Origin of the sequence: Providencia alcalifaciens, assembly GCF_915403165.1 — a bacterium.
Classification (GTDB): domain Bacteria; phylum Pseudomonadota; class Gammaproteobacteria; order Enterobacterales; family Enterobacteriaceae; genus Providencia; species Providencia alcalifaciens_C.
In genome coordinates this window covers 3,487,746-3,510,597 of record NZ_OU659204.1, presented here as the reverse complement: position 1 = coordinate 3,510,597, position 22,852 = coordinate 3,487,746, and the positions used below count along the sequence as shown (strand labels likewise).

At 45.4% G+C, this 22,852-nt stretch carries 18 protein-coding genes; 9 read left to right on the top strand and 9 right to left on the bottom strand.

Features of this window, described 5'->3' with window-relative positions:
* Window positions 1-8: 8 nt before the first annotated feature.
* Window positions 9-1,802 carry an NAD-dependent malic enzyme gene (locus tag LDO73_RS15975; RefSeq protein ID WP_224059335.1) on the top strand — a complete coding sequence of 598 codons (1,794 nt, stop codon included), beginning with the start codon at window positions 9-11 and terminating at the stop codon, window positions 1,800-1,802.
* A 134-nt stretch (window positions 1,803-1,936) separates the two neighbouring features.
* Here the strand turns inward: LDO73_RS15975 and hybG are convergent, their stop codons facing one another.
* From hybG to hydN, 3 genes are read right to left on the bottom strand one after another with little or no spacing between them, the layout of a single operon-like run.
* Window positions 1,937-2,209 (bottom strand): hydrogenase maturation factor HybG, encoded by a 273-nt coding sequence (hybG, locus tag LDO73_RS15970; protein ID WP_036949187.1) that lies wholly within the window; start codon window positions 2,207-2,209, stop codon window positions 1,937-1,939.
* Window positions 2,210-2,227: 18 nt separating this feature from the next.
* A complete protein-coding gene (hypA, locus tag LDO73_RS15965) occupies window positions 2,228-2,569 on the bottom strand; it encodes a hydrogenase maturation nickel metallochaperone HypA (RefSeq protein ID WP_154602955.1) in 342 nt (113 codons plus the stop codon).
* Window positions 2,570-2,579: 10 nt separating this feature from the next.
* On the bottom strand, window positions 2,580-3,128 hold the full coding sequence (gene hydN / locus LDO73_RS15960; RefSeq protein WP_224061205.1) for an electron transport protein HydN: 549 nt from the start codon (window positions 3,126-3,128) through the stop codon (window positions 2,580-2,582).
* A 510-nt stretch (window positions 3,129-3,638) separates the two neighbouring features.
* Between hydN and LDO73_RS15955 the strand changes: the two genes are divergently transcribed.
* Window positions 3,639-5,234: a sigma 54-interacting transcriptional regulator gene (locus LDO73_RS15955; RefSeq protein ID WP_224059334.1), complete on the top strand. Its 1,596-nt coding sequence runs from the start codon at window positions 3,639-3,641 to the stop codon at window positions 5,232-5,234.
* Window positions 5,235-5,540: 306 nt separating this feature from the next.
* On the opposite strand, the gene fdhF is transcribed toward LDO73_RS15955, so the two are convergent.
* A complete protein-coding gene (fdhF, locus tag LDO73_RS15950; RefSeq protein WP_224059333.1) occupies window positions 5,541-7,688 on the bottom strand; it encodes a formate dehydrogenase subunit alpha in 2,148 nt (715 codons plus the stop codon).
* Between the two features lie 305 nt (window positions 7,689-7,993).
* Between fdhF and LDO73_RS15945 the strand changes: the two genes are divergently transcribed.
* The 4 genes from LDO73_RS15945 (at window position 7,994) to LDO73_RS15930 (ending at window position 13,361) form a co-directional block, all read left to right on the top strand.
* The gene (locus LDO73_RS15945; protein ID WP_224059332.1) at window positions 7,994-9,712 is read left to right on the top strand and encodes a lysophospholipid acyltransferase family protein; all 1,719 of its coding nucleotides are present in this window, start codon (window positions 7,994-7,996) and stop codon (window positions 9,710-9,712) included.
* A gap of 186 nt (window positions 9,713-9,898) precedes the next feature.
* Complete coding sequence (locus LDO73_RS15940; RefSeq protein ID WP_224059330.1) at window positions 9,899-10,651, top strand: ABC transporter ATP-binding protein; 753 nt, start codon at window positions 9,899-9,901, stop codon at window positions 10,649-10,651.
* A 14-nt stretch (window positions 10,652-10,665) separates the two neighbouring features.
* A complete protein-coding gene (locus LDO73_RS15935) occupies window positions 10,666-11,646 on the top strand; it encodes an ABC transporter substrate-binding protein (RefSeq protein WP_423810861.1) in 981 nt (326 codons plus the stop codon).
* 62 nt (window positions 11,647-11,708) lie between these two features.
* Window positions 11,709-13,361 carry an ABC transporter permease gene (locus tag LDO73_RS15930; protein ID WP_224061203.1) on the top strand — a complete coding sequence of 551 codons (1,653 nt, stop codon included), beginning with the start codon at window positions 11,709-11,711 and terminating at the stop codon, window positions 13,359-13,361.
* Between the two features lie 42 nt (window positions 13,362-13,403).
* Here the strand turns inward: LDO73_RS15930 and LDO73_RS15925 are convergent, their stop codons facing one another.
* Entirely contained in the window at window positions 13,404-13,880 is a 477-nt protein-coding gene (locus LDO73_RS15925) for a carboxymuconolactone decarboxylase family protein (RefSeq protein WP_224059328.1), read from the bottom strand.
* Between the two features lie 58 nt (window positions 13,881-13,938).
* Here LDO73_RS15925 and LDO73_RS15920 point away from each other — a divergent pair, with 58 nt between their 5' ends.
* The 3 genes from LDO73_RS15920 to LDO73_RS15910 all read left to right on the top strand — a co-directional run bounded on the left by LDO73_RS15920 (window position 13,939) and on the right by LDO73_RS15910 (window position 15,483).
* The gene (locus LDO73_RS15920; protein ID WP_224059327.1) at window positions 13,939-14,424 is read left to right on the top strand and encodes a MarR family winged helix-turn-helix transcriptional regulator; all 486 of its coding nucleotides are present in this window, start codon (window positions 13,939-13,941) and stop codon (window positions 14,422-14,424) included.
* Between the two features lie 26 nt (window positions 14,425-14,450).
* On the top strand, window positions 14,451-14,834 hold the full coding sequence (locus tag LDO73_RS15915) for a VOC family protein (RefSeq protein ID WP_224059326.1): 384 nt from the start codon (window positions 14,451-14,453) through the stop codon (window positions 14,832-14,834).
* Window positions 14,835-14,922: 88 nt separating this feature from the next.
* Window positions 14,923-15,483: a DUF6630 family protein gene (locus LDO73_RS15910; protein WP_224059325.1), complete on the top strand. Its 561-nt coding sequence runs from the start codon at window positions 14,923-14,925 to the stop codon at window positions 15,481-15,483.
* Window positions 15,484-15,649: 166 nt separating this feature from the next.
* Here the strand turns inward: LDO73_RS15910 and glgP are convergent, their stop codons facing one another.
* From glgP to glgX, 4 genes are read right to left on the bottom strand one after another with little or no spacing between them, the layout of a single operon-like run.
* Window positions 15,650-18,094 (bottom strand): glycogen/starch/alpha-glucan family phosphorylase, encoded by a 2,445-nt coding sequence (gene glgP / locus LDO73_RS15905; RefSeq protein WP_224059324.1) that lies wholly within the window; start codon window positions 18,092-18,094, stop codon window positions 15,650-15,652.
* Entirely contained in the window at window positions 18,087-19,589 is a 1,503-nt protein-coding gene (gene glgA, locus LDO73_RS15900; RefSeq protein ID WP_224059323.1) for a glycogen synthase GlgA, read from the bottom strand. The genes glgP and glgA overlap by 8 nt, the downstream gene beginning before the upstream one ends.
* Before the next feature lie 11 nt (window positions 19,590-19,600).
* The gene (glgC, locus tag LDO73_RS15895) at window positions 19,601-20,911 is read right to left on the bottom strand and encodes a glucose-1-phosphate adenylyltransferase (RefSeq protein WP_224059321.1); all 1,311 of its coding nucleotides are present in this window, start codon (window positions 20,909-20,911) and stop codon (window positions 19,601-19,603) included.
* A gap of 9 nt (window positions 20,912-20,920) precedes the next feature.
* Window positions 20,921-22,852, bottom strand: coding sequence for a glycogen debranching protein GlgX (gene glgX / locus LDO73_RS15890; protein ID WP_224059319.1), 1,932 nt, complete (start codon window positions 22,850-22,852; stop codon window positions 20,921-20,923).

Sequence of the window (22,852 nt, the reverse complement as noted above, 5' to 3'; positions counted from 1 at the left end):
TATTAATTATGTATAATCGACAAGCTAAAGTTGTTGTGGAAAATAACATTCGTAAAATTAAAACCACCGCAAGAGGATATGAAGTATTACGCGACCCATCCTTAAATAAAGGAACGGCTTTTACTGAAGAAGAACGAAAAGCGTTGGATTTAAATGGTATTCTTCCTCCTGTTGTAACTGAGGATATGGAAACACAATTAAATCGTGCTTATCACGCTTACCGTGGATGCCATTCTGACTTAGATAAACATATTTATATGTGGCGTTTGCACGATAATAACGTGACATTATTTTATGCATTATTACAACGTCATATGCTGGAAATGCTGCCAGTCGTTTATGACCCAGTTGTCGGCGATGCCATTGAAAACTATAGCGAGATTATTACTCGTCCTCGCGGGATCTTCCTCAGTATTAATGAACCTGAATTAATCGAAGAAAAGCTGCGTGCATTTGGTGCAGAAGGTGGTGATATTAGATTGATCGTGACCACTGACGCAGAAGAAATCTTAGGTATCGGAGACTGGGGTTCTAATGGTATCGATATTTCAGTCGGTAAGTTGGCTGTTTATACTGCCGCTGCGGGTGTAGATCCTCATAGTGTTATTCCTGTCGTTCTAGATGTCGGGACTAACAATGAAAAACTGTTAAATGACTCATCATATGTGGGTAATCGTCATGAGCGTATTCAAGGCAAAGTCTATGATGATTTTGTTGATGCTTATGTCAAAGCGGCAAGAAAGCTATTTCCAAATGCAGTGATGCACTGGGAAGATTTTGGTTCAACCAATGCGCGTCGTATTTTGGATAAATACAGAGCGAATTTCGCGACATTTAACGATGATGTGCAAGGTACGGGTGCCATTGTATTGTCAGGCTTATTGAATGCGGTGAAATTAAGTAAAACGCCTTGGACTGAGCAAAAAGTGGTTATCTTTGGCGCAGGAACCGCTGGATGCGGAATTGCAGACCAAATTCGTGACCAAATGATGCGTAGTGGCCTTTCTCGTGAAGACGCTATTTCTCGAATTTGGTTAGTTGATTTACCGGGCCTGCTTACGACGGACATGCTGGACAGCTTGCTATATTTCCAAAAAGATTATGCGAAAAATAGCCAAGATGTTGCTAATTATCCAAGAAAGACCGTTGATGTTTCAGTAGAAGCTCAAACTCGTTGGCCTGATATGGCGAATATCCTTGCTAAGCAAGATAAAACGAAAGGTATTATTGATTTAGCAACGGTTGTTGAGAATGTAAAACCAACGATTTTAATTGGTACATCAACGACACCGGGTGCTTTTACTCAAGATATTGTTCGCAGTATGGCAAGCCACGTTGAACGCCCAATTATTTTCCCATTATCAAACCCAACATTACTGCATGAAGCAACCCCACAGCATTTAATTGAATGGACAGAGGGGAAAGTGTTTGTTGCAACGGGTGCGCCATTTGATGATGTGATTTATAACGGTGTTTGCTACAAAATCGGCCAGGCGAATAACGCAGCGCTTTATCCGGGGCTAGGTTTCGGTGCTATCGTGTCTAAAGCCACGAAAATTACCGATGAAATGATTTTTGCCGCAGTACAAGCAGTAGCAAGCCAAGCAACATTAGGCTCAGAAGGTGCATCGCTATTACCATCGAATGAAGATTTACGTATCACTTCAAGTATTGTTGCTCTCGCTGTTTTACGTATGGCGAAAAGCCAAGGTGTAGCAGGGGTTAACGCCAGTGATTCTGAAGTTGAAATGGTTAGAACACAATCTTGGTGGCCAGTTTATGTGCCAGTTGAAGCTATCTAATGACAGAGTGTGATTGATAGTTTGATTGAGTAAAACGGTAATTAATGAAACCTGACACAAAGTGTGTCAGGTTTTTTTTGATGCGTAAAAAGGAACGAAATACAAAAAAGCAGTAGGGGTAATAATACGGTCTATCACGCATTTCCTCGCAAAAAATACCCTACATCTTCTTCAACTTCTTCCATTGCCATTAACGCTTCTAAGGTATCTCGGGCTTCTTTTTCATCGAGAATACTCATGGCGAAACCGACGTGAACGAGTACCCATTTACCGACCATACTCTCGGTATCCCCTTCGCATACGAGGGCAATATTCACTTCCCGTTGGACACCGCAAACATCCACTTGGGCGCTATCCATAGGGGTTTGACCAACGGCAACCACTTGACCGGGAATACCTAAACACATAACTGGCTCCTAAACGGGTTATTCAACTTCAATTTGCTTTACTTGCATGGCGCTAGCGCTGTCGACAATTAAATTTTGGCTGCCGCAGTGGGGGCATCCTTCACCAAATTGGGTTATTTGTACCTGATGCTGACAATCTCGGCATTGTGCTTGTGCTGGGGAAATCACGATATGTAATTCGGCACCTTGGGCGAGGGTATTACGGCAGATAATATCGAAACAAAAATGCACGGCGGATTCCTCTACGCAAGAGACGGCGCTGAGTTCTAACCACACACCCGTCACCCGCCGAGCATGGTTGCGTTTAGCGTGCTGTTCAATAATCTCAAATGCGCTTTGGCATAAGGCAACTTCATGCATTTGTCATTCCTTAAGACAAAATATCCGCTGGATTTTCAAAGGCAGCGCGACGACGGCGCTCTTTGATAATTTCATCCATTTTATTTCTGTCGACGATCATTAAGGCTTCTGTTGGACAAACTTCCACACAAGCAGGCCCACCTTCACGGGTATGGCATAAGTCGCATTTATGCGCTTCAGCACGATACTGTGGAATGGTATTGAGTGCCGTGGTGTGCTGCGAAACAGGGCGGCTGATGACTTCCATGGTGCCGTAAGGGCAAGCGATAACACAGGTTTTGCAACCAATGCATTTAGATTGGTCTACATACACGAAATCATCTTTACGGCTGATGGCACCATTAGGGCACACATTGGCGCACGGGGCGTCTTCACACTGGCGACAAACCACTGCAGTGCTGATGGTATAGCTTTTTAACACATGAATACGTGGAAAAAACTCATCTTTTACAACAGTGGCAATCCCTGTTTCTTGCTCTTGGTGGGAGACCACACAAGCCACTTCACAGGTGTGACAGCCAATGCACTTCTTTGGGTCTGCAATGATGAAACGGTTCATCATATTCTCCTGAATGATCGTAAACGGGCATTCCATCCGGTCTATTCCGGTTGCCTCGTTTTATGCTGACAATACTTAGAGATAAGCATGGATCGTGCCAAATTCGTTAAATAAATTAATTTAATAAAATCATTCGGTTAGATATTATCGGATAATCACGAAAAAATAGAGATTTCATATTCGACACAGTTTTCGACATTATTGTCGAGAGGCATGAAATCGTTATTAAGCGGATATTGGGTTAAATCAACCAATATCTAAAATAGGTGAATGGATCAAACTTAAATCAGACTCTGATATTATTTTTTCAAATAATGACTACAATATTAGTATTAAATCAAAAACAGCAATCGCATTAATCACACTATTAAACTTTTTTATTTTTATTATGGATAAATAAGTCGTTTATAAATGAAAATTTAAAACTCTAACTAATTCTCATTATTGTTAGTCAGTAAAATAAATAAATGACTTAGCAATGCAGTGGGTTAGGACGAGATTGGAGATTTTGTGAGCATATCCGAAACCACCGAACAAATTCGTCATGAACGTGACCAATTCAGGATCCTTGTGGACATCACTAACTCAGTGCTTTCTCATCTTGAAATGGATGGGTTAGTGGCTGAAGTTTCGCGAGAAATTTACCGATTTTTTGGTATTAGCCAAATCAGCGTTGCCCTTTGTGATAATGTTAGTTCAGCGGTTTACCTTTGTTATTCAAGCCATTATCAACGCTCAAAACCTGTTAAAAAAAGCCAGTATCATCTTAATGAACTGCATGCGGATCTCGCTCAAGTCTTGGAGAGCAACAAACCGTTGCGCTTAGCGCTCGATAGTCAAACTCAAGACCCTCTGTATCAAAATTTGTGTGCAGAAGGGATGACGGAAACGTTGCTGTTACCGTTGGCATTTAATCATAAGCCATTGGGTGTTTTGGTATTATCCCATGAAGATAACCGCATTTTCACCGATGATAACTGCACTTTGTTGAAGCAAGTAGCAGCGCGCTTTGCGATTGCAGTGGACAATGCCGCAGCGTATGGTGAAATTACTCGCCTCAAAGATAGCCTGAAAAATGAAAATTTATGGCTCAATGAACAGATTCAAAACACCAATAGCTTTAGTGAAATTGTCTTTCAAAGTCAGGCGATGCGTGAAGTGCTGGAGCAAGTGGATTTAGTGGCTCGCAGTGATAGCACCGTGCTTATTTTGGGTGAAACGGGAACGGGTAAAGAGTTAATTGCTAGAGCTGTTCACCAGCTTAGCAATCGTCACCAACGCTCACTGATTAAAATGAACTGTGCGGCAATTCCGACAGGTTTATTAGAAAGCGACCTGTTTGGACATGATAAAGGTGCATTTACAGGCGCGACGAGCACCCATATTGGTCGCTTTGAAATGGCGGATAAAAGCACGCTATTTTTAGATGAAATCGGTGATATGCCACTGGATCTACAGCCAAAATTATTGCGTGTCTTACAAGAACGCGAGATTGAGCGCATTGGTGGCAATAAAGTTATCCCTGTGGATGTGCGCCTTGTGGCGGCGACCAATCGCAACTTAAAGGCGATGACGGAAGACCGCGAGTTTCGTGAAGATCTTTATTATCGTTTGAATGTGTTCCCGATTGTGATCCCGCCATTACGTGACCGACCCGAAGATATTCCGCTGCTCGCAACCTATTTCACCAAGAAAATGGCGCAGCGCATGAATCGTAAAATTGATTGCATTCCTCGCGATGCACTCGCGCAGCTATCCTTGTATCCATGGCCGGGCAATGTGCGAGAGCTGGAAAATGTGATTGAACGAGCCGTTATTTTAACCCGTGGGAATACGCTGAATATTCAATTGCATGAGCTAAATATCCCGAAACCATCTCGCATTAAAGAAGCCCTGAATAAGCCCAGTTCATTAGAACGAAAAATGCAGACGGATGCGCCTGAGAGCGATGACGAAGAGCGGAATCGCATTATTGAAGCGCTGAAAGCCACCAATGGGGTGGTTGCTGGGGCGAGAGGGGCGGCAGCCCGCTTAGGGTTGAAGCGCACGACGTTGCTTTCAAGGATGCAGAGGCTGGGGGTTAGTGTTCAAGATTTATTCCAGTAATCTCGTCATACTTAATCTCGTCATACTTCGCGCCGTGGCGTTGTTGGCCGCACTGTGATACTCGGGTCACATACTTATGTATGCTCCCCGAGATATCTTCGTTTGCCGCCTAGCCACAACACGAATTATTTAGAGATTGATAGAAAATAGAAATTAGTGAAGGGAAAAGGAAAAAGGGAAAAGGAAAAAGGAAAAATAATAACTAAAAATAAATTATGTTTATTATTTCTATGTAGCTTTTAATATAATTTGCACTGTAGGTTTGCTTTATATCGGCATTCCTACAGTGCAAAGCGTTAAAACAAACTATAAGCCTTCGGCTGCCTCACGTAAGCGACGCTTGATCCCCGTATACTCCTGAACCACATAATGCTCGGCTTTATGTTGGTCCGCGATTGGCTCAACACGCACTGCACAATATTTATATTCTGGTGTTTTGGTTATCGGGCTTAAGTTCTCGGCGACTAGTTCATTACAAGCACCAATCCACCACTGATACGTCATATATACAGCGCCTTTATTTGGGCGGTCGCTGATATTTGCGCGAGTGATGACCTTACCTTGTCGTGAGCAGACCCAAACCAGTTCCTGATCTTTAATGCCTAACGCTTTCGCATCGGCAGTATTGATCTGAACAAAACCTGGTTCGTCAGCAAGAGACGCTAGAGCTTTACAGTTACCGGTCATAGAGCGGCAAGAGTAGTGACCTACTTCACGCACGGTGGCAAGAACCATAGGGTACTCAGCACTGACTTGGTCGATTGGTGGACGCCATTCGCAAGTAAAGAATTGACCGCGACCATTTGGCGTATCGAAATTACCGCCGTCATACAGGTATTCGGTGCCTTCACTTTCTAATGTACTGCATGGCCATTGAATATAGGCCAAGCCCGCCATTTTCTCGTAAGTCGCACCAAAATAAATCGGGCAAAGCTCACGTAGCTCATCCCAAATTTCCTTGGTGTTGTTGTAGTGCATTGGGTAGCCCATTGCGGTTGACATTAAACTGATGATTTCCCAGTCAGTTTTTACATCACCCACCGGCTCCACCGCTTTATAGAAGCGTTGGAAACCACGGTCAGCCGCCGTATAAACACCTTCATGTTCCCCCCAAGAAGTGGCAGGGAAAATCACGTCTGCAATCGCCGCGGTTTTGGTCATAAAGATATCTTGCACGATTAACAGCTCAAGTTTGTCGAACGTGCGGCGAATCGTTGCTAAATCCGGTTCAGTTTGTAGTGGATCTTCACCCATTACATAGTGCGCCTTCAGAATGCCTTCATCGATAAAGTGGGGTACCTCACTCAGCGGAATACCATTTTCATCCGGCATTGCGTCAATGCCCCAGAATTTGGCAAATTTATCGAGAGCCGCTTTATCCGAAACATACTGGTAGCCCGGCAGCGTATTGGGTAACGCCCCCATATCGCACGCACCTTGTACGTTATTTTGACCACGTACAGGGCCCACGCCGACATGCGGCTTACCAAGGTTGCCTGTCAATAATGCCAAGCTGGTGAGAGACTGAACTGTTTCCACCCCTTGATAGAACTGAGTAACACCCATGCCCCATAAAATGGTGGCATTTTCAGCTTTTGCGTACATCCGAGCAGTTCTGCGAATATCTTCAGCTTTGATGCCAGTGGTTTCTTCGACAGATTCTGGTGTGTACGGTGCTACTAATGCACGATATTCGTCGAACTTGTCGGTATGTGCCTCGATAAAAGCGTAGTCATACAGATTTTCTTCGATGATAACGTGGGCGAACGCATTCAATAACGCAATGTTCGAACCGTTTTTCAGCGGTAAGTGAATATCTGCAATACGCGCGGTTTCAATATAACGCGGGTCGCAGACAATAATTTGTGCCCCTTTTTCTTTCGCTTTTAAAATCCGGCGAGCGACAATAGGGTGTGAGTCCGCGGCGTTATAGCCGAAGACAAAAATACATTTGGTATCCTCAATTTCAACAATTGAGTTACTCATTGCGCCATTACCGACCGAACGCTGCAGACCTGCAACCGAAGGGCCGTGTCAGACACGAGCGCAGCAGTCGATATTGTTACTACCGACCGCTGCACGAACAAATTTTTGCATCACAAAGTTAGCTTCGTTACCCGGACCGCGGGAAGAGCCTGTCGTCATGATGGCTTTTGGACCATATTTTTCTTTGATGGCTAATAAACGGGAGCTTGCAAATTCAATGGCTTCCTCCCAAGAAACGACCTCTAATTTGCCACCACGCTGGCGGCGGATCATCGGGTTTTTTAAACGCGGCGTTAAAATTTTAGTGTCATGAATGAAGTCCCAGCCATAGTAACCTTTCAGGCAAAGCTCCCCTTCATTTGTGTGACCATTTGCGCCTTCTGCGCCAATGATCTTCCCGTTCTCCACCTTCAGGTTGATTTTACAGCCTGAGGCGCAATACGGGCAGACGGTGATGACTTTTTCCATCAACATTGCTCCTCTATTTTTGTGTAGCGGTTTCCCGCTCTTTCAAGAGAGCTAATGCAGGGTTTGTGCCAGTTTTTTTAGCGAAGATTGAATTTGTAATTCACTGAATAAAAAGAAAATATTTTTAGGTGAATAGTAAACAAAAACTAAATGGCGATGAAATCGTCAAAAGTGTCGAGGGTTTCTCGGACAATGACGTATAGTTCTTGCATCATTTATTTCATAATCTTGTCACAAAGTGGTTATTTATTCGTCATTATTATGACTTAAATTTGCCAATAACGCGCATGTGAGAGGACTTCATTATGTTTAGTGTTGATGCTTTACTGGAAAGTGCTTTTCCGCAGCAAACACTGCCCGCTTGGAAACGGAAATTATTAAAGCGTTTACTACATGAAAGAGATTTCCAGCAGCTTGCTGAAGATTACCCGCATTTAAAAGGGCTCGATCTTGTCGAGCAATTTATGAATGACTTGAATGTCCGTTGCGAATTAGGCGACGGAGATTTAGAGAATATCCCAAGCCAAGGGCCAGTCTTATTTGTTGCTAATCATCCGATTGGCTCCCTTGATGGACTCGCAATTTTACGCGCAGTGGCAACGGTTCGACCGGATGTCAAAATCGTCGCCAACCAAATGCTCAGTTACCTTGAGCCACTTCAAAGCTTATTTATTCCTGTTGATAATGTTGGCAATCGCACTAATCGCCAGCAAGTGGTGGGTATGCAATCTCATCTTGATAACCAAGGAGCCTTAGTTGTTTTCCCTGCGGGAGAAGTTTCTCGCTGGAGTACGAAAGGCGTTCGTGATTGTCATTGGCGCACCGGTTTTTTACGCTTAGCTGCAAAATCTCGCGCACCGATTGTCCCCGTGCATGTTCAAGCCCGTAACAGCCTGCTGTTCTACACAACATCCTTGGTGTATAAGCCGCTATCTGCTTTGATGCTGGTGAACGAAATGTTCAAGCAGCGCAATAATTGCATTAAATTACGCATCGGTGGGCGCATCCCGTTTTCCCAATGGTATGACGGGCGAACAAATGATAATGAACTGGCAGAGCGGTTTCGTCGCCATGTGTATCTGCTAGGTAAAGGAAAAGCGGGGCTGTTTACCTGTGAAGCCCCAATCGCGTTACCCGAAGACCGTATTGAACTGAAAAAGGCCTTAGCGGCTTGCGAGCAATTAGGTGTGACTCCCGATGGTAAAATTATTTACCTCTACCAGCGTCAGCAAGAAGAGCGAACGCCGATTTTACGCGAGCTAGGACGATTGCGGGAAATCGCATTCCGAGCAGTGGGGGAAGGCTCCGGTCGACGCCGTGATCTCGATAGTTTCGATGACGATTATTACCATCTAATTTTATGGGATGAAGATGATTTAGAAGTGGTGGGCGCATACCGATTTGTGCCGACGGAGCAGCAGCTAGAGAAAAAAGGGTTAGAGGGGATCTACAGTAATAGCCTGTTCCACTATAACCAAGACATGATGCCTATTTTGGCTCAAGGGATTGAGTTAGGGCGCAGTTTTATTCAGCCCGCCTATTGGGGGAAACGCGGCTTAGATTATCTTTGGTTAGGTATTGGCGCATATTTAGCGAAGTATCCGCAATATCGTTATCTATTTGGCCCTGTGTCTATCTCAGGAAGTATGCCCGTTGCTGCGCGTGATTTACTGATTGCATTTTATCGCCTTTATTTCTCCTCGGAGCTGGCAATGGCGCAATCCCGTAAGCCGTATCCCGCGTCACTGCCACAGGTTTTAGCCCAGTTTGATGGCAATAACTACCAAGAAGATTTAGTGAAGCTAAAAAGCTTACTGAGCAATATTGGCTGCTCTATCCCGACGCTATATAAACAGTACACTGAGCTGTGTGAGCCGGGCGGCGTGCAGTTTATTGATTTTGGTACCGACCCCGCGTTCAATGACTGTATCGACGGTTTGGTTTTAGTGGATTTAAGCCACTTGAAACCACAGCGTTATCAGCGCTATATCGGAGTACATCAAGCGCAATCTACGACGGAATAAAATGGTGGGAAGGGTGAGGAAGCTCATCCTTTCCTGTTTATTTATTATATTGCTTATTTCCCTCGATATGGTTTCCATTCGTATTATTCACCTTGTCATTATTCCATCATAAATTTGTCATCTCACTGACCCATTCCTTTCGTAGCATCCTCCATAACGATTAAGTCCCAAAGAGGATAACAATGTATGTTAAACGCACTCTCTTCATTGAATGGGAGTCAGGATGCTTTTCAAAAAGCTAACGCAGCGAATGCGCAATTAGCTTCGCAGTATCCTATGATTTCGATTCACAAACTCTCTCAAGTTTTTGCTCATCAAACGGTGCTGGATGGGATTGATCTGACAGTCGCAAAAGGCTCTATCTTAGCGCTATTAGGTCCCTCTGGTTGCGGTAAAAGTACCTTATTGAAGCTGCTAGCTGGGTTATTGCAACCAAGCTCAGGCGAGATTTTCTTGAATGAAAAGTTGGTAGCAAGTGCCCAGCGCCTTGTCCCGCCGGAACAGCGCAATCTCGGTATGGTGTTTCAAGATTATGCACTTTGGCCGCACATGACCGTATTTCAGAACGTGGCATTTCCTTTACGTATGCGCAAAGTCGCGAGTCAAGCGATAGAGGATAGGGTGAACCAAGCCTTAGAGCGGGTTGGGTTAGCCGGGTTTGCCAAGCGTAAACCTGCCGATCTCTCTGGCGGTCAGCAGCAACGAGTGGCATTAGCCCGAGCCATTATCGCAGAACCTGAAATATTACTGTTTGATGAACCCCTTTCTAACCTCGATGTTGCCTTGCGCCGTGCTCTGTGTGATGAGATGGCACAGCTACTTCGCGCACTAGAAATTACCGCCGTTTATGTCACTCACGACCCGGCTGAAGCCCATGCATTGGCGCATCAAATTGCCCATATGCAAAACGGCAAAATAGACAGTTTGACCACCTTATGAAGAGAGACTCTGTTATGCAAAAGCTGATGTTATCAAACCATTTTTCCATGAAAGGTATCGCAATGAGTTTAGGATTATCCTGTGCACTATTCTCCATTTCTTCCCAGGCATTGACCGTCTATACCGCAGGTCCGGGGGCGATGGCAAAACAGCTAGCCGCAGGGTATGAAAAGCAAACGGGCGTGAAAGTTGATGTTTTTCAGGCAACGACAGGCAAAGTGATGGCGCGTTTAGAAGCAGAGCAAGCCAATCCGCGAGCGGATGTCTTGATTTCTGCCTCATGGGATACCGCGGTAGACCTTCAGCAAAAAGGCTGGTTACTGGCGTATGAAAGCCCAAATGCTGAAAAAGTACCTGCGCAATTCAAAACACCCTACTATGTGGCGCAAGGGATCTCCGCATTGGGGATTGTTTGGAACAGCAAAAGTGGCACGCCGAAACCAACAGATTGGGCAGATTTAGCACAGCCCGTTTTTAAAGATAAAGTCACCATGCCAGATCCTGCGTTGTCAGGGGCATCGCTAGATTTATTATTGGGATTACAGAATGCAAAACCAGAAGCAGCATGGACACTATTCTCTGAATTGAAAGCCAACGGGATGGTGATTTCTGGTCCGAATGCACAAGCCTTAACGCCTGTGTTGCAAGGGGCAAAAGCGGCCGTTTTTGGTGCAGTCGACTATGTGGCTTACGGCAGTATCGCGGAAGGTGAATCCATCGAGGTGATTTTTCCAAGTAGCGGAACGGCCATCGCACCACGCCCAATGATGATTTTAAATAGCAGTAAACAGCAAAATGAAGCCAAAGCTTTTATTGATTACGTGCTCTCCCCTGAAGGTCAAAAAATCGTGGCGGAGGCATGGTTGATGCCAGCCAGAACGGATGTTGTTGGTAAACGCCCTGATTTTTCGACGTTAAAACTGTTGCCAGAACCGACTACCGACAGTGCAGAGCGCAGCAGCGTGTTATCTCGCTTTAGCGGAATTTTCCGCTAGCGGTTTTTTCTTCCTCGCCGCTGGGTGGCATTAGCGACCCAGCAGGAGCTGATTCTCTGATGATGACACGTCGTTTATTGCCATTCTCTATCTTAATCGCCTTGGCGATTTTAGTGATTATTCCCTTGAGTTTTATTGTGTTACAAGCGTTATTCCCGCATTTTGGCCAAGGGGATTTCAGCCAAACTTTCCAGCCGATTATCCATCTATTTAATGAGCCAGAACTGGCAAATTTACTGCAAAATACGTTTTTACTGGGTTTAGGTGTGGCGCTGCTAAGTGCGGTGATAGCCATCCCATTAGGGGCTTTGCGAGGGTTATTTAACCTGCCTTTTGCCCGTGTTTGGGATTTGCTGTTTTTGATCCCATTTTTGATTCCACCGTATATTGCTGGGCTTTCATGGATGTTAACCCTGCAACCTAATGGTTATTCTCAGCAATTATTTGGAATTAGCCCCGGCAGCGCCCTGTTTTCCCTTGGGGGAATGGTGGTGATTATGTCATTGAATTTATTTCCTGTTCTCTACTTTGCCGTCTCCCGCAGTATGGCGGCGAATGGCAATCGTCTGGCAGATGTGGCACAAGTTCATGGGGCATCTGCATGGCAGGCATTTATGCGAGTGACATTACCCCTCTCTCTGCCTTCCATTGCCGCAGGTTTATTGCTGGTTTTCACTTTAGCGATTGAAGAGTATGGGATCCCCGCAGCGATTGGTTCGCCGAATGGTATTCGGGTGCTGACAACGGATATCGAGCAGCGTCTTGCCGACTGGCCGATTGATTTACCGGGAGCGGCATCGCTGTCGTTGGTGTTAGCCAGTTTGGCGCTATTGGCTTATACCTTACAGCGTTCGTTAGTGTCTGGGCGTAACGTGGCGACGAATACGGGAAAAGCTGCGGCATTGGTGACACGCTCTCTGGGTATTTGGCGTATTCCCGCGGTGTGTTTGTTTTCTTTCGTGGCGCTTTGTGCGGTGGGTATGCCATTACTCGCCATGTTTGGCACGGCATTTTCCAATACCGTTTCTGGCGGATTGACGTGGGATAACCTAACGCTCCGGCATTTTTCTGGGCTGCTAAATAGCCACACGGAAGCTCTTGATGCCTTATTGACGAGTGTGTCTCTCGCAACGGCAACAGCGATATTGACGGGGATACTGGGCTTTTTATGTGCATGGCTGGTCGTCGCGCAGCGGATCCGTGGTGCGGCATTGCTGGATGGGCTTTCGTTATTGCCGATAGCCATTCCCGGTATTGTGGTCGCAGTGGGGCTTATTTTGGCTTGGAATCAACCGTTTTGGCCCATCACGCCCTATCATACTTGGGGTATTTTATTGCTCGCTTATAGTTGCTTATTACTGCCTTATCCTGTGCGTTATTGCAGTGCGGCATTCACGCAAATTGGCGGCAGTTTATCCGATGCGGCACGGGTTCATGGCGCAGGGTTGATGACGTCACTGAGACTAATTTTATTTCCGTTGGTTTTACCGAGTTTAGTGGCGGCGATGATGTTGGTGTTTGCGGTGGCATCACGAGAGCTGGTTTCCTCATTGTTACTGGCTCCCGCAGGCATGCAAACCGTGTCGATTTTTGTTTGGCGTCAGTTTGAACAAGGTTCCATCGGCAGCGGCATGGCGATGGCCTGTCTGGCGGTATTGATAAGCTTAACTTTGATGCTGTGCGCGCAATTTATTCAGCAGCGGTATAGCCGTTAATCAACCATCCCAAGGGCGATATTCACCTTGGGATGCATGACTTTACAGACTTGATTTAGGAATTGGTGGCGCAAATTGCAGAGCACCCGCGATGCGGTTCCAAGCGTTAATCGCCCCAATCGCTGAGGTTAGAAATGCAATTTCGGATTCAGTAAATTCATTTTGTAGTGCTTGATAAACATCATCAGAAACATGCTGAGCAGCCATTAGAGTTAGTGATTCTGCCCAAGCGAGCGCAGCTTGTTCGCGGGGAGTATAAATACCCGCATCAGGCCAAGTTGGTAGAAGATCTAATTTAGCGGTTTCAATTCCCAATTTACGGGCTAAATTTAAGTGATATTGCAAGCAAAACGCGCAACCGTTGATTTGGGAAACGCGTATTTTCAGTAACTCAGTGAGCGGTTTTTCAAGTCCTGAATTGCTAACGGCTTTTCCTAGCTCTCCCATTGCAGCAACGACTTCCGGGGCGATTTTTTCAAACTGGTTCCAATCACTTCTTCCAATAATTTCAGGTTTCATTCTGTGCTCCAAACGGATAATATAAGAACTCTGATAATAATATTCGAATTCTTACATTATGCGCAAGTCAAAAGTTAATACATCCATGATCCCTGAAATAGGGGAAGGCAAACGTGGAGAGTCTGGTCATATTGGCTATTTACTGCGACAGGCTCATGCGGCTCATCGTATTCGCATGGAGCAAGTTTTGCAGGATGTGGGAGTGACGCTTCCTCAATTTTCCGTGTTGTTAATGGTTGCAGAATATCCGAAAGCTTCAGGCGCTGACTTAGCGAGGCTATCATTATTAACGCCACAGACCATGAGTGTGATTGTGAAAAATCTCGAAAAGGCGGGAATGATCTCTAAGTTGCCGCACCCTGAGCATGGGCGGATCCAAATTATTGAAATAACCCAATTAGGGAAAGCATTATTACTTCAATGCAAAGGTGCTGTTAAATCCACTGAAAATAGATTATTAAGTGGAGTGAGCGAGTCTGATGAAAAAGTGATCCGAAAATGGCTGGTGGATGTCGCCAAGCAATTTGATATCGACAAAGCCTAATACTCCCTATGACGTGAGAGAAAATAATGAAATTCAAATACGCTATTTTGTATGTCGAGAATGTTGAGAAAACCCTCGATTTTTACCAACAGGCTTTTGGCTTTAAAAAATCGTTTCTCCATGAAAGCGGTGATTATGGAGAGCTGGATACTGGCAACACCACGATTTCATTTTCTTCATTGGCATTGATGAACCAACTTGGTAAAGGCGCGGTTTCTCCTAATCCGCACGCCCCTGTTTTTGAACTTGCTTTCGAGACTGATAATGTACAAAACGCGTTGGCTCAGGCGGTTAAAGCAGGCGCTGAGTTGGTACAAGATGCGCAGGAGATGCCTTGGGGACAAACCATCGGTTATGTTCATGACCTAAATGGCTTTTTGATCGAAATTTGCACGCCAGTACAGGGTTAATTAAATGTAAATATCGGAATTGGTCGATATACCGAATAACCTATTTTAGTGAAAATACAGCCAATTACGCTAAAAATAAGGAACAACGATGCAGGGCATGAACCCAGAAGCGCTCGACCACTTCAATGATATTATGCAAGTGGTTAACAAGCTGGCGAAGCTGTTAAATCCAGATTCAATCGAGAATATGGAAATAGATATCTCTTCATTTGAGGAAGAGTTAAAAGAGTGTATTAGTGAAGACGAAGAGGGGTTCGTCGAACGTATCGAAGAAGGTGAAATTGGCTATTTAATGGCAGATCTTATTGTCAGGTCGAATATGGGAAACAGCTTTTGGATAGACTGGAAAGACAGTGAATCTGCAGTGGGTTTCTTGGAAGATGCTGTTGACGTTGAAGGATTGGATATTCAACTAGATTTTGCCGTTAAAGACCCTAAAAACGATTTAAGGCCAGACCAAATTTTTATTCGTGCTAATCAGCAGCTACAAGCCCTCGGCTACTATTTATTGGGTCTGACTTCCGGTAATGATGCTTACCATGAGATCTTAATTCCTTCCGGTATTTTCGAACCGTTTATGGACATCATGGAACATTTCGACGTCATGGTCGAACTGAATGACGAAGAAGTGGATTACAGCGAGTATTAAGAGCAAAAAAGGGAATACAATCAGTATTCCCTTTCATATATCAACTCAAACTCTTATTAAATCAAACTCCAGTCGAAGTTAATAAATGGGACACTCACAACAATGGGATCATTTAAATTAAAGTAATAAAAATGCGAAAATATATATTTTGTGTTTTTTGTTTATTTCATTGAGTTGGTTTCATTCGCCATATCTTTTCAACATATTCATTAATGGTTCTATCGGAAGAGAAATAACCCATATTAGCGATATTATACAGGGTTTTTTGCGCCCATAATGTTGGGTTTTGGTATAGCTTATCGACAGCATCTTGGGCTTGAATGTAAGAGTGGTAATCGGCAAGCAATTGATAATGATCGCCAAAATTAATCAGGGAATCATAAAGCGGGTAATAGCGATTAGGGTCATCGGGGCTGAAAATGCCCGAAACGAGGGAATTGAGGACATTGTGCAGATCTTCATGTTCTTGGTAAATCTTTCGTGGGTCATAGCCTTGCGCACGAATCGCGTCAACTTGCTTGGCTGTATGTCCAAAGATAAACATATTTTCTTCGCCAACATGTTCGCGAATTTCAATATTAGCGCCATCTAATGTGCCAATGGTCAATGCGCCATTGAGGGCAAATTTCATATTACCTGTTCCAGATGCTTCTGTTCCTGCAAGCGAAATTTGTTCGGATAAGTCGGTGGCGGGAATGATTAATTCCGCTAAGCTCACGCTGTAATTTGGGATAAAAATCACTTTTAAACGGTTTTTGATTCGGGCGTCATGGTTAATCACGTTAGCGACGTCATTGATGAGCCGGATGATCATTTTGGCGTTAGCGTAGGATGAGGCGGCTTTTCCTGAAAAAATCACCACGCGCGGAACCCAATTCTTTTCGGGAAGTTGCAAGATTCGTTGATAGCGTCCAATGACTTGCAAGATATTGAGTAATTGGCGTTTATATTCATGAATGCGTTTGATTTGTACATCGAACATTGCGTGAGGATCGACGATGATATTGACGTTTTTAGCGATATAGTTGGCAAGAGCAACTTTGTTTTCTAACTTGCAGGTTTTTAACCGCTCAATAAATAGAGGAAAATCGGCGCGTTGCTGTAGTCGCGAAAGCTCTGTGAGATCGTCTCGCCAACTTTCACCGATGGTTTCATCAATCAAGCTTGCAAGGGGCTTATTGCACAATGCCAGCCAGCGACGTGGGGTAATGCCATTGGTGATATTGCTAAAACGCTCAGGAAATACTTTGGCAAAATCCGCGAAAATTTCTTGGGTCATGAGCTCAGAATGCAGCTTTGACACGCCATTGACTTGGTAGCTGCCGACGACGGCAAGCCATGCCATGCGAACATAGCGCCCATGGGATTCATCAATCAGAGATAAGCGAGCTAAAAGTTCTGGGTTGTTGGGGTAACGCTGCTTGATTTTAGTGAGAAAGTGGTCATTTATTTCAAAGATAATTTGTAGGTGGCGGGGGAGTAATCGCCCAAGAAGATCCACAGGCCAACGTTCCAATGCTTCCCCCATCAGAGTGTGATTGGTGTAGGAAAAGATGCTTTCACTCATTTGCCATGCGGCTTCCCACTCATATTCGTGTTCATCTATCAGCAAGCGCATCAGTTCAGGAATCGCTAAAACGGGGTGGGTATCATTCAGATGGATTGCCACTTTATAGGCAAGGTTACTTAACGTGCCGTGGATTCGGTAATGGACATCGAGGATATTCTGCAAGGTTGCGGAGACAAGAAAATACTCTTGCCCAAGACGCAAAATTTTCCCCGATTCCGTAGAGTCATTGGGGTAGAGCACGCGGGATACATTCTCAGAAAAATTTTTATCTTCAACGGCTGCCGAGTATTCCCCTTGATTAAATTTATTGATATTCATCTCATTCGTGGCATGGGCAGACCACAGGCGTAGGGTGTTGGTGGCATCGCAGCCATAGCCCATCACGATTTGGTCATAGGCACGAGCAAGCACCTCTTCGGTTTCCACCCAGCGAACGATTTTGCCTTCTTGTTGAAGACGACCTGCAAAGCGGACTTTGTAGCTAAGGTTATAGCGTGGAAATTCCCACGCATTGCCATATTGTAGCCAGCGGTCGGTAGATTCAACTTGTTGACCGTCAATAATATTTTGTTGAAACATGCCATATTCGTAGCGAATACCAAACCCGACGGAGGGGATTTTTAAGGTGGCGAGAGAATCTAAAAAGCAGGCGGCAAGACGCCCTAAACCGCCATTGCCTAAGCCGGGATCATCCTCTTCCTCTAAAATAGCATTCAGTTCAAAGCCCATTTTTTTTAAAGCATCAGCCACATCCTCATACATGCCTAAGTTTAATAAGGTATTGGAAAGGGTGCGGCCAATCAGAAACTCCATTGAGAGATAGGCAACCGCACGATCAGATTGAGATAGAGAACGGCGAATGGCGTGTAACCAACGGTCAACGGTTAAATCGCGGATAGCGTAGGAGATGGCATTCAACCAATCATGCTGGGTGGCAATAATGGGGTCTTTTCCAATCATAAACTTCAATTTGGTTTGAATGGAGTCGATCAGTGTGTTGATCCGCTGTTCGCGATTTTGGATGGTAAATGGCTCATTCATGGTCAGCACCTTCCGTCGTTGAGTAATGAAGCTTTGGTTCAATTAAGCTTTGGTAAAGCGCAAGGTATTTTTGGGCGGAAGCCTGCCAGCTAAAATCTATCTGCATACCTTGGCGGCGTACACGTTTCCAGCGAGTCGGTTCATTCCAAAGCGCGAAAACGCGACGCACAGCATCATTGAGTTCAGTGGCTTTTCCATGGTGGGAGCGATAACCGTGATAATCGTGAAATACAAAACCGGTTGCGGTGCGATCCGCCAAATTTTCGAGGGAACAATCGGTGACGGTATCGGCTAGCCCGCCAGTGTGGCGAACCAAAGGGAGAGCACCATATTTCAGACCATAAAGTTGGGTCAAGCCACAGGGTTCGTAGCGGCTTGGCACCACAATCACGTCAGCGGCAGCAATCAATTTATGGGCATGGAGTTCGTCATAATCAATCAGGACAGAAACCTGTTTTGGGAATTGGTGAGCTAGCTGCTCAAAGGCGTGTTGTAAGTCAGCGTCGCCAGTGCCTAAAACGGACAGCTGCCCGCCTTGGTGCAGTAAATCGGGGATCACTTCAAGCAAGAGATCTAACCCCTTTTGTGTGCTGAGGCGGCTGACAACACCGAATAATGGCACTTTATCGGTGACATTAAGTTCGTTTTCTCGCTGGTGGGTCATTTTACTGATGGCTTTGCCGAGCATATTTTGACGCCCGTAATTATGGGGGATCAACGGGTCAAGCTGCGGATCCCAAACTTGGTAATCCACGCCGTTTAAGATCCCCAAAATATCCCCTTGAGATTGGCGCTGTTTCAATAAACTGGCGAGCCCATAACCGTATTCAGGTATCGTGACTTCTTTGGCATAAGTGGGGCTGACAAAGGTGATTTTATTGGCGTAGAACAGCCCGGCTTTGAGGTAGGAAATTTGCCCATAAAACTCTAAGCCTTCGGGGGAATAAAACCCATTTGGTAGCTGTAACTCAGAAAAATGAGTTGCCGAAAATAGCCCTTGGTAAGCCAAATTATGTACGGTAAATACGCAAGGAACCGGGGTGTTTTTAGCGGCGAGATAGGCGGCGCAGAGTCCCGCATGCCAGTCGTGGGCATGAATAATGTCGGGTCGCCAATCGGCATCAAAACCGCAGGCAAGTTCGCTGCTTACCCAGCCTAATAAGGCAAAGCGCAGATAGTTGTCCCTGTATTCTTGTTGATGATTGTCATGATAGGGGCTGCCTGTACGCTGATAAAGATGCGGGGCGTCAATTAAATAGAGACCAACACCATCATAATGACCAAAACGCACCGTGATGGGGCCTGCAAATGTATTGATATGGTTGCCAACTAAGGTGTGGTGAACCGCATCCAGTAGCGCGGGGAAACCGGGTAATACGATACGGACATCCGCCCCTTCAGCGATTTGAGCTTGGGGTAATGCGCCGAGCACATCCGCTAAGCCGCCGGTTTTGAGAAGAGGAAATAGTTCTGAGCCAGCATGAAGTATGCGCATCTGAGTCTCCTTTAAGCTGCAAGGCTATCGAGCATTTTTTGAGTGACAAGGACGACGCCACCTTCAGAACGATAGAAATGTTGGGCATCCCATTGTGGATCTTCACCAATAACCAGTTTATTGGGTAACACACAGCCGCTATCGATAATGCAGCGTTGTAAGCGGCAGGCATATCCAATAGAGACATCAGGGAGGATCACACAGGCATCGAGTTGGCTGTGAGCATTCACGCGGACATTTTGGAAAATCACGGAGTTAGCAATTTTGGCGTCTTCGACGATGGAGCCTGCATTAATCAATGTGTTGGTAATTTGGGGGGATTGCAGCGACTCACCTTGAATAAACCGAGCTGGTGCCAATGGGGAGTGACCCGTCCGAATCGACCACTGGGGATCATACATATCCAGTGCGGGCTTCGCTGCAACTAAATCAATATTCGCATTCCAGTAGGCATCAATGGTACCCACATCTCGCCAGTAGGGGGATGTGCCCATATTAAAATCAGAATAGACGCAGGAGCGGCTAAACGGGTGTGCCCAAGCCTTGCCTTGTTGCACCGCTTTAGGGATTAAATTCTTACCAAAATCATGTTGTGTGTTCTGCTGTTGCTGCTCTTCAGCGAGTAATTGGTAGAGGTATTGGGCATCAAAAACATAAACGCCCATACTGGCTAATGCGACATAAGGCTTTCCTGGCATCGATGGGGGAAATAGGGGCTTTTCAATAAAATTAATAATTTGTTCATCATCGTTAATGTCCATAATGCCAAGTTCGGAAGCTTGGTTACAGGGCACTTCAATGCAGGCCACCGTGCATTGGCTCCCTTTCTCAACATGGTCGAGTAACATGCGGGAATAATCCATTTTGTAGATATGATCCCCGGCTAACACAATGATGTATTTGGCTTGATATTGGCTAATAACATCGAGATTTTGAAAGATGGCATCGGCGGTACCTTGGTACCAATCTTCGGCATCCAGTTTCTGTTGAGCAGGAAAAATTTCAATAAATTCATTGGATTTGCCATTAAGAAATGACCAACTGTGCTGGATATGTTGGATTAAATGATGGGAATAGTATTGGGTGAGTATACCAACACGATAAATACCTGAATTAATACAGTTAGATAAGGTGAAATCAATAATTCGAAATTTCCCGCCAAAGTGGAGTGAGGGTTTTGGCTGCTTCTGAGTCAGGGCTTTGAGACGAGATCCTTTGCCACCTGCCAAAATAAGCGCCACCGTATTACTTGGAAGCTCTTTGGCTAATAGTTGCCTTGAAATGGGATTTGGGTAGGTGTAAAAAGGCATTTTCTCAGTCATATCAATTCCTTAATGATCACTTTGCGAAAAGTCGTGGCGCTGCATTACCACGAAGATTTTTGGAGGAATAGCGCGAAGTAAATGGCAATAAAAAGGCGGGACAGGGTGCCAATTTCCCTCGGGAAGCGTGAGCGAATGGGCTTGCTCAGTAAAGTTAATCAATAATAGCCATTGACCGGAAAGTAACACTTGCATGGGGCATGATTGCTGCCATTGTTCAAGGGTTATGGGGGAGCTTTGGGCATTTAGCCACTCAACTGTTTTATTGGGGGGTTGTGAATGCCACCATTGCCCCGAAGTGAGTGCAGGGATCTGCTGACGCAAAGCGGTAAGTTGTGCCGTAAATGCCATGAGAGCACTATCCGCTTCCAGCCAGTTAAGCCAGCTTATCGGGTTATCTTGGCAATAAGGGTTATTATTTCCTTGTTGGCTATGCCCCAGTTCATCCCCCGCGCGCAGCATCGGTGTGCCTAGTGAGAGTAAAAGTAAGCTTAATAAATGGCGCTGGCTCTGTTGACGTTCCGATATTATCTTTTTAGCGGCGTTTAATCCTTCAAAGCCATGATTATGGCTGTTGTTGTGGTCGTTACCATCTTGGTTATTTTCCCCGTTGCTGTGGTTATGTTTGTGATTAAAACTAACCAAATCTCGCAGCGTAAAGCCATCGTGTGCGGTGATGTGGTTAATTGAAACAAAACTAGGGGGATTATTTTGTGAAAAGTCATCCCGCGAACCTGCTAAGCGGCTTGCCAACGTTCCGATAGGAATATCTCGATACAAAACAGCACGGCGGCAATCATTGCGAAATTGGTCATTCCACTGGGCAAAAGGCGGTGGAAATTGCCCTAGTTGGTAACCGTTGTTGGCGAGATCCCAAGGTTCGGCAATCAGCTTTAGCTGCCCAAGAATGGGGTCTTGGCTGATAGCCTTAAGCAGTGGAGCATGGGAATTAAATTCCGGTGTTCTTCCCAATATCGTGGCTAAATCAAAGCGAAAGCCATCAACATGGCATTCAACCGCCCAAAAATGCAGGCAATCGAGCACCCACTGGCTTACTGCCGAGTGGGACAATTTCAACGTATTGCCGCAGCCCGTCCAATCTGCATATTCGCCATTACCATTTAGCCAATAATAAGTGGGGTTATCTAACCCTCTAAACGATAAGCAAGGCCCTGATCGGTCTAATTCGGCAGTGTGGTTAAACACAATATCGAGGATAACTTCAATGCCGGCACAATGTAGGGCTTTGACCATATCGCGAAACTCACTGAGTGGCGTAGAGCCTGCTTGCCCAGACCAATATTGAGGCTCAATTGCAAACGGAGCCAGCGTGTTATAGCCCCAGTAATTGGTGAGTGATTTTGCCTGTAATCGCGGTTCATCCAGATGAAATTGCACGGGGAGTAATTCCAGCGCTGTCACACCAAGTCGCGTTAAATGCTGGATTATGCAAGGGTGTGCGATAGCGGCATAGCTACCCCGTAGGGCGGGTGGAATGTCAGGGTGCTGCTTGGTAAGCCCCCGAACATGGGCTTCATAAATAATGGTTTTTGACCATGGAGTATGAAGCGGTACATCCCCTTGCCAGTCATAAGATTCATGGCTGACGACGGAGTAAGGGTGCTGTTTATGACTGAGTTCGCGGCTGTAAGGGTCAATCAGTAAGTGCGTTTCATCAAAATATAATCCTGCCTGCGGTTCCCATTTCCCTTTGACACGATAACCATAATGTAGACCTGTTTTTGCGCCCATTAAATAGCCATGCCAAATGTGGTTATCTCCTCGATTGAGTGGATAACGCATTTCATCACCGAGTGAGTCCAGCACGCACAAATCAATGTGTTCAGCATGTTCGCTGTAGAGCGCAAAATTGACACCGTGTTCGTCCATGTGGCTGCCAAGGGGGGAAGCGTGACCTCGCTGAAAGTTAAAATGCGTCAT